Source organism: Oricola indica (assembly GCF_965227485.1).
GTDB lineage: Bacteria > Pseudomonadota > Alphaproteobacteria > Rhizobiales > Rhizobiaceae > Oricola > Oricola indica.
In genome coordinates, this window is the sequence record NZ_OZ245747.1 from 1 (window position 1) to 14162 (window position 14162).

The 14162-nt window shown below is 58.0% G+C and carries 11 protein-coding genes and 2 pseudogenes; 6 read left to right on the forward strand and 7 right to left on the reverse strand.

The genetic code is table 11. The annotated features are described in order from the left end of the window. The 4 genes from ACQK2M_RS00005 to ACQK2M_RS00020 all read left to right on the forward strand — a co-directional run. Nucleotides 1-1340, forward strand: a protein-coding gene (locus ACQK2M_RS00005) for an IS3 family transposase (RefSeq protein ID WP_425416083.1) whose coding sequence is annotated in 2 segments (ribosomal slippage) — nucleotides 1-325 and nucleotides 325-1340 — 1341 coding nt annotated over the 2 segments. Because the reading frame shifts where the segments join, the coding sequence is not laid out codon by codon here. This gene is flagged as partial in the annotation. 142 nt (nucleotides 1341-1482) lie between these two features. Next, nucleotides 1483-2037, forward strand: coding sequence for a hypothetical protein (locus ACQK2M_RS00010; RefSeq protein WP_425416084.1), 555 nt, complete (start codon nucleotides 1483-1485; stop codon nucleotides 2035-2037). 1 nt (nucleotide 2038) lies between these two features. Beyond that, entirely contained in the window at nucleotides 2039-2890 is an 852-nt protein-coding gene (locus tag ACQK2M_RS00015) for a hypothetical protein (RefSeq protein ID WP_223479202.1), read from the forward strand. An 84-nt stretch (nucleotides 2891-2974) separates the two neighbouring features. Next, nucleotides 2975-3838: a hypothetical protein gene (locus tag ACQK2M_RS00020; RefSeq protein WP_425416085.1), complete on the forward strand. Its 864-nt coding sequence runs from the start codon at nucleotides 2975-2977 to the stop codon at nucleotides 3836-3838. Nucleotides 3839-3981: 143 nt separating this feature from the next. Here ACQK2M_RS00020 and ACQK2M_RS00025 read toward each other — a convergent pair. Further along, nucleotides 3982-4643: pseudogene (locus ACQK2M_RS00025) on the reverse strand (IS3 family transposase); the annotation flags it as partial. A 57-nt stretch (nucleotides 4644-4700) separates the two neighbouring features. Here ACQK2M_RS00025 and ACQK2M_RS00030 point away from each other — a divergent pair. Then, a pseudogene (locus ACQK2M_RS00030) lies at nucleotides 4701-4829 on the forward strand (IS3 family transposase); the annotation flags it as partial. Between the two features lie 208 nt (nucleotides 4830-5037). On the opposite strand, the gene ACQK2M_RS00035 reads toward ACQK2M_RS00030, so the two are convergent. The 4 genes from ACQK2M_RS00035 to ACQK2M_RS00050 form a co-directional block, all read right to left on the reverse strand. Then, nucleotides 5038-5946 carry an alpha/beta hydrolase gene (locus ACQK2M_RS00035; protein WP_425416086.1) on the reverse strand — a complete coding sequence of 303 codons (909 nt, stop codon included), beginning with the start codon at nucleotides 5944-5946 and terminating at the stop codon, nucleotides 5038-5040. A 71-nt stretch (nucleotides 5947-6017) separates the two neighbouring features. Then, nucleotides 6018-7373, reverse strand: a complete 1356-nt coding sequence (locus tag ACQK2M_RS00040; RefSeq protein WP_425416087.1) for an acyl-CoA dehydrogenase family protein — start codon at nucleotides 7371-7373, stop codon at nucleotides 6018-6020. 535 nt (nucleotides 7374-7908) lie between these two features. Next, nucleotides 7909-9315 (reverse strand): tetratricopeptide repeat protein, encoded by a 1407-nt coding sequence (locus ACQK2M_RS00045; RefSeq protein ID WP_425416088.1) that lies wholly within the window; start codon nucleotides 9313-9315, stop codon nucleotides 7909-7911. A gap of 20 nt (nucleotides 9316-9335) precedes the next feature. Further along, nucleotides 9336-10577, reverse strand: coding sequence for an acyl-CoA dehydrogenase (locus ACQK2M_RS00050; protein WP_425416089.1), 1242 nt, complete (start codon nucleotides 10575-10577; stop codon nucleotides 9336-9338). 264 nt (nucleotides 10578-10841) lie between these two features. On the opposite strand from ACQK2M_RS00050, the gene gcvA reads away from it, so the two are divergent. Beyond that, nucleotides 10842-11777 (forward strand): transcriptional regulator GcvA, encoded by a 936-nt coding sequence (gene gcvA / locus ACQK2M_RS00055; protein ID WP_425416090.1) that lies wholly within the window; start codon nucleotides 10842-10844, stop codon nucleotides 11775-11777. Nucleotides 11778-11873: 96 nt separating this feature from the next. On the opposite strand, the gene ACQK2M_RS00060 is transcribed toward gcvA, so the two are convergent. Beyond that, a complete protein-coding gene (locus ACQK2M_RS00060) occupies nucleotides 11874-12503 on the reverse strand; it encodes a hypothetical protein (protein WP_425416091.1) in 630 nt (209 codons plus the stop codon). 336 nt (nucleotides 12504-12839) lie between these two features. Beyond that, nucleotides 12840-13997, reverse strand: coding sequence for a polysaccharide pyruvyl transferase family protein (locus ACQK2M_RS00065; protein ID WP_425416092.1), 1158 nt, complete (start codon nucleotides 13995-13997; stop codon nucleotides 12840-12842). Nucleotides 13998-14162: the final 165 nt, after the last annotated feature.

Genomic DNA, 14162 nt, shown 5'->3' on the forward strand with positions numbered 1-14162 from the left:
TCCGGGACACAGAAGGAGCCGGCGGAAAAGGTCATCAAGGACATCCGCCGTACAACCCGCAAACATTATTCGGCGGAAGAGAAGATCCGCATCGTGCTGGAAGGCTTGCGCGGTGAGGAGTCGATTGCCGCGCTGTGCCGGCGTGAAGGCATTGCCGAGAGCCTCTATTACAATTGGTCGAAAGAGTTCCTCGAAGCCGGCAAGAAGCGGTTGGCCGGCGACACCGCGCGGGCAGCCACCAGTGACGAGGTCAAGCATCTGCGTCGCGAGGCCCATGATCTGAAAGAGGTCGTCGCCGAGCAGGCGCTGGAACTGCGGCTGCTTAAAAAAAGCATGATCGCGGATGGGGGCGACGACGAATGAGATATCCCGCCTCCGAGAAGCTGGAGATCATCCGGCTCGTCGAGCAGTCGCATCTGCCGACCAAGCGCACGCTGGACAAGCTCGGCATTCCCCGCTCGACCTTCAATCGCTGGTATGACCGCTTTCTCACCGGCGGCGTCGATGCGCTGGAAGATCGCAAGCCTCAGCCCGGGCGGGTCTGGAACCGCATTCCCGACGACATCCGAGAAAATATCATCGACCTTGCGCTTGATGAGCCGGAGCTGTCACCGCGCGAACTGGCGGTGACGTTCACCGACACGCGAGGCTACTTCGTCTCGGAATCCTCGGTCTACCGCCTGCTCAAGGCGCAGGATCTGATCACCAGTCCAGCCTTCATCGTCATCAAGGCTGCCGATGAGTTCCATGACAAGACGACCGCGCCGAACCAGCTGTGGCAGACCGACTTCACCTATCTGAAGGTCATCGGCTGGGGCTGGTTCTATCTGTCGACCATCCTCGACGATTACTCGCGCTACATCATCGCCTGGAAGCTATGCACCACGATGAAGGCCGGGGATGTCACCGACACGCTGGAACTCGCCCTGCAGGCATCGGGTTGCGACAACGCCAAGGTGATGCAACGTCCACGGCTCTTGTCAGACAATGGTCCATGTTACGTCGCCGGCGAACTGGCCGATTGGCTCTCCGGCATTGGGATGGAGCACACCCGCGGTTCGCCTTGCCATCCCCAGACCCAGGGCAAGATCGAGCGATGGCACCAGACGTTGAAAAACCGCATCCTGCTCGAAAACCACTTCCTGCCGGGTGCTCTCGAAACGCAGATCGACGCCTTTGTCGATCATTACAATAACCGGCGCTACCACGAGAGCCTCGGCAATCTCACACCGGCCGACGTCTACTTCGGACGCAGCCAGACCATCCTGCAGACAAGAGAAAGGATCAAACGCGAAACTATCAATCAACGGCGCTTGCTGCATCGCAAGGCCGCCGCTTAGAATGAAATCCTGATGGGCCAGAGCCTCCACTAGATCAGGCCGCCGAACTGCTCAAAACCTCTGACGACGGACAGTCGATGCTAATGATGGCTTGCAGGCGCTAGTTACCCGATTAGACGACCTAAACGAGCATGCGGATGACATGCGGGCCACCATCGATCAGTTGTCAACTGAACGCACAGAGGCATTTTCCGAGGCCAGTGAAGTAATAGAAGCCGCAACCTCTGAAGCCGAGACGGTCATTGATGATGTTTCGACAACCGCCACCGGAGTCATTGAAGAAGCCGACGAACTCCTGAGCGCGGTGAAGGAAGAAGTCGCGGAACGGTTGTCCGATATGGTGGCCTTTCTCCAAAGCGAGGCCGCAGAACCTCTTGAAACTCTGGCCGATGCGCTTGATGAGCAGTTGCTCGAACTCCGTGAAAGGATGACAGAAGCTGTTCTCATCAACGCAACCGAAGTCATCGACGAAGAATTCGTGCAAGTTTTACATAATAGAATCAAATCGCTGGCCGAAGAAGTCATAGAGGTCGTGCGCTTACATCTCGCTGAACTCATTGAAGGTGGTGAGGAAAACAAGGCCCAGCGCGAGCAGACGGAAACGGCGATGGAGGCACTCGAAGCGGTCACCGAACCGGTTTTCTCTGCGCTGGAACATTTGCGAAGCCTAGCGGGTACGGTGGGGATAAGTATCTAATATGTCGTTCAACGATGCAAAATCCCAGTTGGAAGAAACGCTGGAAGCAATTCGTGCCCAGCGCGCGGCCGTAGATGACGTAAACAAGGAATTCGTCGAGTCTCGCGACGAGCTCAAGGCTTCGGCGCAGAACCTCATTGAGTTCTCGAATGAGGTAGGCGGTCAGCTGACTGCGGCGATCGAAAGGCTACGGAACCTTTCAGCCGATATCAATGCAGCGGACGATATCACTTCGGCAATAGCCGGTCGTATTGCCGATTGGGCCGATGACTTCCGCTCAAAACTCGACTCAATTGCCGGATCGACCGAACGGCTTGTGCCTGACTTCGAAGTCGATTCGGATCAGATCAAGGCTAATGTCGAAGAATTCGGTGCCGAACTCGCTACGCGTCGAGACAGATTCGAGACGCGCATGACGGAACAGTTGCGCGAAACAATCGGAGAGATCGAAGAAAACCTGAGCGAAGCCGCAAGCACTCTTGAGAAGAGCTATCGCGCTCTTGCCGAAGTTGTCAGCCAGATCATGGATGAAACGGGCGAACGTTTGAAGGAAGTGCTTGCGAGCAAAAAGGAAGCCATTGAGACAAACGATAAGGCGCTTGCTGACCACGCGGAACAAGTGCAGCAAGCGATGCTTGATGCGCTGCGGCGTACGATCGAAGAAACCACGTCCCGCTTGACCGGTCTGTATAACCGCTCAGTAGATTTGATAGCTGACCTTAGCGCTACGGTCTCGAGATTCAAACGCATACAAACGCTTGCCCAGCAAGCAATGGATACATCGGGGATCGGCATGCGGGCCGGCACGAAGTCACTAGAAGTAGTGACAGAAACGCTGAATGCTGTCGTGTAAACACAACACCGTATACCGGCCCCGTACTCATTCGGGGAAAATCGCGGAGTGAAATGAGAAACAGTAATTAAGGGAGCACGGAAGATGAAACCGAAGAAACATTTCTTGATAATACAGGAGTTTTTACGTATCAGCGGAAGAAAGATGCAGGCACCAGCAAAAAGGAAGGGATGCTCGAAACATATAACTAAACGTTACAGAGCAAGTATGATGACCACATTACTTTTCTGCGTATCCGCCCTGCTGCTAGTCACGACCGCAGTTCCCGCCCACGCCCAAGTTGTAATCACAGGGCACGGGATCTTCTCCAACTGCACGGAAGCCTTTGAGTACCGCGATGGCCCGCTCTTCGACATGTTTGACGCCGCTTTCGCGGACTACGACAATGAGGTGGAAAACCGAATTCAAGCGACGATCAGAATGTTCGAGCAACATCGTAAGGACGCCGAATCGGCCTACGCAGCTGCCGATGCGGACCAGAAAAAGCGCATTGCTTTTACGGTTGGCAAATGGCTCTTCTTCGAAACTGTGGGCGGGATGGACGTCTCCAAGCTACCCAAATCCATCACCGATGGCTATTCGAAAGCGCAACTGAAAGTTTTCGAGGAAACGATCAACGCGAGCAACAACCTCAAGGCCGATGTCGCTGCTTCCATCGCGACGGGGAATCCCCCCGACGACATACTCGCTGACCAAGCCACCAGTATTACGCTCAGCATCCTCGGGAAATACTTCGGCCCCGTTGGCGCCTTTCTTACTGGTCTTGGCGAGACGAGCGTGAATGTAGCGATCGACTATTGGCAGACTCAGCCGATCAAGGAGGTCGCCCAACAGGAGGTAGAGATCTTCGCAAAGGCGATCGAGAAAATGCATGCAAAATCGAAGGCAGAGAAGATCTCTGAGATCAACACGGTGAAGAACCAGATCGATGCGATCTGCGGAAATTAGACTAAGCCGTATAGACAGATTCAATCAATTTGAATGCGAAAGCGAGACGAAATTTCGCCTTCCCCGTCGCCGGGCGGCCAGTTTCATTTTGGTCAAATCCTTTATGAACCGCCCCGGGTTTGCCGGAAGCTGGTCGATATAAGCTACGCGGCTATTCCTGACGTTTCCATAGCCGCATACAAGTTTGCTTCGGTCTCTGCTGGCGGCACGTTTCCGATGGGTTCCAGCAGACGGCGGTTGTTGAACCAGTCGACCCATGCGAGTGCGGCATATCCCATGACGTCGAAGCTGCGCCATGACCCACGGCGATGAATGACCTCTGCCTTGAATAGACCGTTGATCGTCTCGGCGAGCGCGTTGTCATAACCGTCGCCGACGCTGCCGACCGACGGTTCGATGCCGGCCTCGACCGGTCGCTCGGTGTATTTGATCGATAGGTATTGCGATCCGCGATCCCAGTGATGCACCAATCCCGCTCCCGGCCGTCGTTGATGAACGGCCTGTTCCAGGGCATCCAGGACGAACCCGGCGTAGGCCGTGCGGCTCACTCGCCATCCGACAATGCGGCGCGAAGGCGTCGATGACAAAGGCGACGTAGACGAAGCCCTGCCAAGTCGCGACATAGGTGAAATCACTCACCTGTTACCCGATAGGCGACGCTTGCACCGCCGTTAGGGCAAAGCATGTCCGGCGCCGGCACGCGGAACTGGCAATTCACTTTGTCCAACGGACATGGCTGGGCCTTGTCGGGAAGCGTGGTCCTGGTCCTTTTGCCACGAATGACGCCTTCGAGGCCCATGTCCTTCTGAGCCTACCCAACTGAATTGATCCACCCTTATGTTTAGAAAACGGAGGACCAACGATGGCGAACAAGCGACACAAGCCGGAAGAGATTGTCACGAAGCTACGGCAGGTTGACGTACTCGTGGGGCAAGGAATGGCCCGGATTGATGCGATCCGGGAAGTGCGCATTATGGAACAGACCTATTACCGCCCCCTCTCGGCATTTGCTGTGCAATTGCCTGCCGGGCAACGGGACGCAAGCAGTATGGCGGTATCCGACACTCCGCACTCCGATCACGTCGCTGTGGCCCATGAAAGCCAAAGGACGGCCAGAAGCGGTGAGCGCCTGGCCGTCCAAGTCACTTGGGGAACGTCACCTCCGAGGCGACGATATTCCCGCGCATTTCCGGTTCAGCTTAAAGGCCGAGTTTCGGCTTGATCCAAGCCGCCTGATCGGCGATCGCCTTGTCTGCTTCAGGTGCTGTTCCGGCGAGGAAATGGAAGACGTGCTGCATTTCCGGGTAGACGTCAAACTTGATCTCGCCGCCCGCAGCTTCGACCTTGGCCACGAAATTGCGGCTGTCATCGAGCAGCGTTTCGTCTCCGCCCACCTGGACATAGAAGGGCGGCAGACCCGAGAGATCCGCGTAAAGCGGCGTCGCCAGCGGATCCTTGCGGTTGCCGTTCTCGCCGAGGAAAGTGGCCGACATGTGCTCGATCACGGCACGCTTCACGAAGTGATCCTTTTCTTCATTGGTCGTCACGGTTCCACCCGTGATTTCCATGTCGGTCCAGGGCGAAATGGGCATTGAGGCGACGGGCAGCGGCAGTCCCCGATCGCGTGCACAAAGCAATGTGGTGATGGCCAGCGCGCCACCAGCACTGTCGCCCGTGAAGGCGATGTGCTCGGGCTTCAACCCCTGATCCAGCAGCCAGGCATAGGCGTCCGTGCAGTCGTTCACCTGACGCGGATGCAGGCTTTCGGGCGAGCGGGTGTAATCCACGATCAGAGCCGGGCACCCGACCGCCTTCGCGATGTGGCCGAACATTTTCCGATGCGAGTACATGGAGCCGACCATATAACCGCCGCCATGCGTGCAAAGCAGCGCGCGGCTCTCGTCCCCGCCCTTCGGCTTCGCCCACATGCAGGGCACGCCATTCGCGACGACCTCGATATAGTCGATGCCGCCGGGCTCTCCCGTCACATCGCCCCAGTGTTCGAACATCGCCCGCGTTTCCTCGAGCGTCATATCCGGGTTGTCGGCCATCGCCGAAACCCATTTCTTGTATTGTTCGCCGAGTACGACGCTTTCCTTGCTAGCCATTAAATGCCTCCTCCTGGTCAAGCCATTGGAAATGAATGGAAATATTACCGAGGCCGCGCCTCGGAACCGGTCTAGTTGTCACCCGCCCATGTGAAGGGTCCAAAGAGACCCTGCGCCATGTCCATGCGGTCGCGCTCAGCGCCGCCAAGCCACATCTGCACGATCTTGTAGTCGCGCATGTATTTCTCGATGTGGCTCTCATACGCATAGCCCGCGGAACCCATCAGCTGCATGGCCCGGTTGGTCACCATCATCGCCGTGTCCCCGGCAAAGGAGCGCGCGGCCGAGAACTTGGCCTTCATCTGCGCTTCCCAGGGCATGCCGTACATGTCGGGACGGGTGACCTGCACGGTGACAGAGAGGTAGTACTGGCGGCTCATCTCAATCGAGCGCCACATCTCCGCCAGCGTGGCGGCAAAAAGCGAGCGTTCGCGCATCGGCTTGCCAGCGATGATGCGGTTCTGCGTCCAGTCCATGCAGGTCTCGAGTACGGCTTCGGACAGGCCCGTCAACCGCGCCGCGCCCGCGAGGCGGCCAAGCCCGATCACATAACCCTTGATGAGCTTGGAGCCCTGTCCCGGCTCGGTGTCGATCCGGTAGCGTTTGGGGATACGGACATCGCGGAACCAGATGTCTGTATTCGCCTCAGAAAAGCAGAAGCCCATCTTCTCGTAGGGCTGCGAGAACTCCAGCCCCTCGGCATCGGCGGGTACGTGGAAAATGCCCACATTTTCCTCGCCGCCGCCGGATTTGGTGATGGCGCAGACCCAGTATCCCATGTGGCCCTTGAGGTGCTCGGACTGGAAATTCTCGGCCGGACCCGCCGGACCCGGCCACAATTTGTGGCCGTTAATCACGTAATGGTCGCCGTCCTCGCGAGCGTTGGTGTTCATCGTCTTGTAGGCCAGCGCCGGGTCTTCGACATTCGCGCCGCCTGCCGGCTCCGTGATGGCGAAACAAGCGGTCCATGCATCGGGACCGGTGATCTTCGGTGCAAATTCCTCAAGCAGGTCATCGCGGCCCGCCGCAACCATGACCGAAATCGCCCAGTGCAGCTTGCCCACCTTGGTCGCGAGCCCGATGTCGGCGCGGGAGAGTTCCTCGTTGATCATCTGGCGCACAACCGGGGAGAGACCCGGCCCGCCATGCTTTTCCGGCAGGATCGCCTTGGTCACGCCGAAATCGTGCAGCTTGGCGTAAAGCCGGTGGATCGTCGCCTTGGCAAGCTTCGGGTCGCGATGCCAGCCACCCTCGATATCGTGACGGTGGGGCATCAGCTCTGCGTCGACGAATTCGCGGAAATGCTCGGCAATCGCGATCTCGTCTTCGGTGCAGAATGCAAGATTGTATTTCTGGCGCGGCTCGAGAAGCTTGTAGCCTCCCGTTCCGCTCGCGCCCGGATTATGCATGCGTTCAAGCATGTTCATGATCGAACTCCTCCTCAAGCCTCAGGCAATGCGTCGTCTTTCGATCGGATGACAGCAGCGCCATCACGAATTCCGTCGACATGGTTTTCCTCACGCACCACACGCCAAGTGACCCGTTGCGTTGTGTTTTCGGTTCTTGTTTGAAAGTGTTGAATGCCGACCCGAGATCGACCGATATATTTAAATATCCATGTATTCTTAGTGTTTCCGCTTCGGAATTTGGTCTCGCAAATATTTTATTTTACAATACATAACTTCATGACTCTCGATCAAAAGCATCATGCGTTTATCGGCTCTTGTATTGACTGTCCGAAAGTATCGCGCCCCACGCCCTGCTTGCAACTGATTTTTCGGCGCTCTCGATTGAGTTTTGCTCACGTGAACTAGGCGCCCACCTCAATTCGGAGCCCCCTTGCAGCCACTCATGCGAAGCTCATTTCACAGCGATGAAGGCTCGACGATACCGACACCACGACTGTCGCCGGGCAGCACAGGACCGTAAGCCAATACTATCAGAAACAGCGTGCGTTCGCCGTCAGTGGGATCCGCCGGCGGCGGCCTGAAACCGGGTGCGCGCGGAGCGCAGCGCGCCGTCGTGGCCGCCGCGCTCCAATGCCGACAAATACCGGTCCCAGTTGCGCTGATCGCCTTTGCGCATCCGCGACCGGGTTCCATAGAAGGCGATCGCATCCGCGCCGCCGGGCTCCGCATTCCACAAGGCATCGCCGGCGATCTCCCGGAACAGATCCCGTTGCGCGTGGCTGCCGCCAATCGCCTGGATCCTGTCCAGAATCGCGCTCATAACGCTCCACGTATCGGCATATTTGTTTTCCCGGTAGCTGACGATGGCCTGCGCCAGCGCCCCGCCAACGTCGCGGTAGGTGGCCGCGTTGTCGTCCGTGCTCGACGCCCCGTATTTGTTCATGGCATCCGCCAGCGATCGCGCGCGGGCGCGATGGTCCGGTTCCTCGCTGCTGGCCAGGGCAAGCACGAAATGGACATCGACGAAGGGCAGCATCAGCTCCTCCTCGCGCTTTGCGGCCTTGGCGGCAATCTTCTGCCAGCGATCACCGACATCGACGCCTCCGAGTTCTATCCTCAAGAGCAGCGACGCATCGTTGCAGACATCCAGATCTTCGGTCGCCTCCTCGTTGAAAACATCGGCATCGAAAGCGGCCAATGCCGCTTCCGCGTCATTGTTTTCATAGTGGAACAGCGCCCGATGCCAGGCGACATGGTAGCGGAAATTGTTCGCGGGCTTCCAGTTACCCTCCATCTCGGTGATGGCGCATACGCCCTCGCCGAACCGGTCGGTGGCCTCGAAGACATGCGCCATGGCGTGAATGCCCCACGGGTCGTTCGGATTCCGGTCGAGCGCATCGCGCACGACACGCTCTGCCTTGTCGTACTCACCGCTTTCCTCCAGACCGAAGGCGTACATGCTGCCGAGGAACGAATATTCCGGGTCGGCCGGGCTCCAGAAGTCCAGCGCTCTGGCCACGCCGTCGCGGATCATCGTCGATCGACCGGTGTAGAAATACCCGAAATGCGCCATCTTGAGCGCGAGCATGTCGCGCGGATACGCACGCGCGATCTCGTCCCAGATCGATGTCGCGCGGTCCAGTGAGCCGTTCGCCCAGGCGAGCAGTGCATTCAGATGCATGACCTCGCGTTCTTCGAGATCGGCCTTCCGCTCAAGGCCCGTCCGCGCTTCCTGCAGCGCCCGTTGAACAAGCGCGCGCGCGCCCATCAACATCATGAAATAGCCGCGCAGGCAGTGCGCCATGGGCATTTCGGGATCGGACTTCAGGAGGCCCTTCAGATGGCCACCGGTCTTGTTGTCAAACGCGAGATACGCCAGCACCGTCCTGTCAAAGCCGCCGGCGGCATCCGGATCGGCACAGGTGAACAGCAAACCGTGATTGTTTTGCGCCTTGGTCATGTTTCTCTTCCCGCTGGTGCTCAGTTGGCAAACGCCTGCATGCCGGTTATCGCCCTGCCGAGGATGAGTGCATGCATGTCGTGGGTCCCTTCATAGGTGTTTACGGATTCCAGATTCATCATGTGCCGTATGACATGATACTCGTCCGAAATTCCATTCGCGCCGAGCATGTCCCGCGCCACCCGGGCGATATCCAGCGCCTTGCCGCAATTGTTGCGCTTGACGATCGAAATGGCCTCCGGCGCGGCTTCTCCGGAATCCATCATGCGCCCGACCCGCAACGTCGCCTGCAGCCCCAGCGAGATTTCGGTCTGCATGTCGGCGAGTTTCTTCTGCACAAGCTGGTTGGCGGCAAGGGGCCTGCCGAATTGCTTCCGGCCAACCACATAATCACGCGCGTAATGTAGGCAAGCCTCCGCAGCGCCCATCGCACCCCATGAGATGCCGTAGCGAGCCTTGTTCAGGCAGCCGAAGGGACCGCGAAGGCCGCGCACACCGGCGAGCATGCGGTCAGAGGGCACCCTCACATTATCGAGCGCGATCATCCCTGTCAGGGAAGCGCGCAGGGAGAACTTGCCGGAGATCTTCGACGTCACGAGGCCCTTCATGCCGCGGTCGAGAATGAAGCCGCGAATGACATCGTCCTCGTCCTTGGCCCAGATGATGAACACATCGGCGATCGGCGCGTTGGTGATCCAGTTCTTCGCTCCACTCAAGACGTAGTCATCGCCATCGCGAACCGCGCGGGTGCGCATCGAACCGGGATCGGAACCGTGGTCGGGTTCTGTCAATCCGAAACAGCCGACCCACTCGCCACTGGCGAGCTTGGGAAGAAACGCCTCGCGCTGCGCTTCCGAGCCATATTCGTAGATCGGAAACATCACGAGACTGGACTGAACCGACACCGCCGAGCGAAATGCGCTGTCGGCCCATTCGGTCTCGCGGCCGATCAAGCCGTAGCAGACATGGTTCACGCCGGCGCAGCCGTAACCCTGCAAGGTCGGACCGAGGAAGCCCAGCTCGCCAAGCTCGCGAAAGACACTGCGATCGAACGTCTCGTGCCGGTTGGCCTCGACCACCATCGGCAGCAGGCGTTCACGGGCGAACCGGCGGGCAGCGTCCTGGATCAGCCGCTCTTCCTCGGAAAGCTGGCGTGACAAGAGAAACGGATCATCCCACTCGAAAGGCCCGTATGTGCTCTTCTCCAAATTGTCGCCAGCGTCTTCCGGGCTGTTGGGCTCAATTGTCGTTTTCTCGCGCATGCTCTTACTTCCTCCATTCAGGCAACCGCAACCGCCGGACCAAACCCGCCGGGCCTCCTTGGGCGACCTTTTGATTTCCGGTGCCGACCATGCGGCAGGTGACTGCCGGCCAAAGCAACAATCAGCGATTTTCCGGTTTCGTTGCGCTTGACGTCAAACGACTTTTATCGATGCTTGATTGAGTTTTTATCAGTATAAACCGCGAAGCGGGCAGGTACGGAACCGGGTCGCGCATGCTCTTACAGGCAACGGAGACGGATCATCATGCGCGGCCGCCGCCTACCGCCACTCAACGCCATACGGACTTTCGAAGCCGCTGCCCGTCACGGCAGTTTCCTGAAAGCCGCAAGCGAGCTCAACGTGACGCCCGGTGCGGTGAGCCGCCTGGTAAAAAGCCTTGAGGAACACCTCGATGTCGAATTGTTCACGCGTTCCCACCGCACGGTGAAGCTGACGGAAGACGGCGAGACTTATGCCGCCAGCATCACACAGGCACTGGATACGATCAGCCTGGCGACGGACCGCCTCGTCCTCGGCAACCAGGCCAATGTTCTCAGCGTATGCTGCCATCCGACCGTCGCGGTTCACTGGCTGCTTCCGCGCTGGGCGAGTTTTCATTCCACCCATCCCGACATCCAGATCGACCTGAAAACGACGCTGATGCCGGAGTCCGTCACCATGGACGCATTCGACGTCGTGATCCGCATCGACCGGAACAGCGACCCAGAAGAGGAACAGGGCTATGTGAGCGAGCGGCTGCTCGACGTGGAGTCGTTTCCGGTCTGTGCGCCCAAGATCGCCGAACATGGGGCATTGGACACGCCAGAAGACCTGAAGAATCATGTCCTGATCCACGCCGCGCTTCGGCCGCATGACTGGAGCAGGTGGCTGGAATCCGCGGGAGTGGAAAACGTGGCGTCGGACAGGGGCCCGACCTTCGAAAGCCTTACCTTGGCCTACAATGCGGCGATTTCCGGCGCGGGTGTCGCCATCGCCATTCGAACCTTCGTCGCCAATGATCTTGCGACCGGCCGCCTGATCAAACCTTTCGAACATGTCCGCAAGTCGACAAGCGGATTCAACATGGTCTACAGCGCCGAGCGCCTTCAGAAGTTCAAGAAGATAAAAGCCTTCCGCGCATGGCTTCTCGAGGAACGGGCGCAGGAGATTGCGGATGAGTTGGCACCGGGAGCGACCTGAAGGCCCGCAATAGCGGCGCGATCCCACCGGCGACTGTGCAAACCTGGATCTGACACTCCGCACCCCGATCAAGCTCTCCGGAGCCTGTCAGATCTGCTAGAGCATCGAGTATCCGAGGCTGTGGAAGTCCGAGGCGCAGGCCCGGTTTATTATCTGGACGTTTTCCTCCGTCAGATAATGATCCAGGGGCTTCTTCTCCGAACTGTTAAGCCGCCCGCCCGTGGGCAGCGCGACATTTGCACGAACCTCCGACAGGAGACCGTTCAGATCGTCATGCAACGCTTCGAAGCGGATGATCCGATCGACCATGACGCCGCTTCCGTCCGGTGCCTCGATGAAGCTCATCTGGGACAGTCGCCTGGTGTTGCTGCGCAAATAGCTATTGAAATCCAAACGTCGTGCTTTTTCGTGGCGATGATGCTTCGGGTTCTGACGAACATTTTCATACTCCGAGACAAGCCGCTCGTATGAATTTCGGACAACGGCGAAGCTCGTCGCATTGCCATAAGTATCGGCTCCGAGCGTCCGCCTGTGCCAGGCCGTCGTCGAGTGACCGGGAATATAGGCACGCATCGGATCCTGTCGCACCGGAAGATAGCGCAGAAACCGGCGTAGCGGTGTCTTGTTACCGGGCGCCCTGTAAGGCCGCAGCAGTTCCTCGATCGCTCCACCCGCCGGTTTGGGAATATGGATAAAAATGAGATTGAGTTCGGGATAATAGGGCAAGGCTCCAATTACCTTCTGTTTGATCCAGGCGAGACCCGCAAGCCGCCGCCACCGGGCGACTGGTCACCGACTGGCTTTCGCATGCGGCGTATGGCGAACAGCCAAACCGCATTTCTGTCACTTGCCCGAATCTGCGCCGAAATCCGAAACCGCGATGGAGAAGCCGGGTGGCGTAGCAGTACGGCGACGAGAGCGCATTCGTCGCCATCCGGGATCGATATCGCCCGAATTCCAAAGCCGCAACGGTACCGATGTCCGGCAGAGTTTTCGTCACGACATGCTGACGGACCTCACTATTAAGCCAAGGCGAGCTTCGGCCCGGCTCCCTTTCGGTGATCAGCGTGCTTCTGTCGCGCTGATAAGGAAATCTCGCGAGATATCGCGCCATTTCTGCAGCTTCGGTCTGACTTCGTCCCAGTCGATTCCGGCCATTAGGCGGTCCGCCAAGGCATCGAAATCGCCGGAATATAAAAGGTCCATCCCGATCGCCCTGTCCTCGAGCCCAAGGAAGCGGAGCATGTTGGTGATGCGTTCGTTTTTACCAACTCTTTTCCCGTCCTTGAGCAGTACCGCGAATGGCCTTTCCATCAGAATGGCGAATGCCATGCCATGAAAGGAGTTCGTGAGAACGAATTTCGATTTGTCGATCGCGTTCAGCCATTGTGTGGGCGTGGGATTCATCAGCCGGTTTCGCGGCATGTGCTGCGCGGCATTCGAGATGAAATCCGCTTGAAGATCCCATCCTTGTCGCGCCGAAAATCGCTCCAGAAATGCGACCGGCAGTTCCTTTGGGTTCTCCAGGCTAACGAAATAAGCCATCAGGAAAGGGCTATCATACGGCGTGTCGTCGCCTTCATTCCGCACAAGATCGATGTAATGGGTCTTTTCCATGAGGAAGACCGGATCGAGTACGAGGGTGGTGTCCTCCCGTCCCGCCCTCCGGCAAACATCGACACCCGCGGCCTCTCGCACCGAAACCTGATCGAAGCGAGCGAGTTTTTCGCGTGCCGCCAACAGCCATTCATCTGTCAGTCCGTCCCACCTCGCGCTGGCTGCATAGGCAATGCGTCTCGACGACGTTGGAACGAAGTCCAGAAAGAAGTGCGGCACCATTTTCGTCCAGATCTGGTCGCTTCCCGCAATATAGATGTCTGCCGCCGGAGGATCGTTCAGGAGATCGTTGCGCGTATAAACTCGCGCCGTGTGATCGACGTGCCTCTCGAAGAAGGTTTCGTAGGGGCGAGCACTGTCTCCTGAGGGCTTGCGCGTCTTGTGGGCGCCCTTTGCAAGCGCGATGGTCGAGTCGAGCGCGTAGAGGTAGAGATTATAGATGCTCTTAATGTATCGAATGTCGCTCAGGCTTTTGGTTCTCACCCAAAAGGGTTCGTGACCAATGTTTTTCAGATAAGCCTGAAGTGCGTAATTCTGGAAAAGGGTGCCATAATTTCCCCCGCGGTAAAGCGCCGAATAAAGAGAAATGATGGCGATTTTCATTGTCAGAACCGGCTTGAAAAGGTGCTTTTGGCAAAGTTGACGACAGAATCAAGGTGTTTGGTACGTTTCCCTGTGATCAGCCGCACCTGACGTTACGTCAGACCGGCCTCTGCCAAATCGGCAAGCACTCCATCCACAGTCGATGGACGCGTGGCCCTATGAACG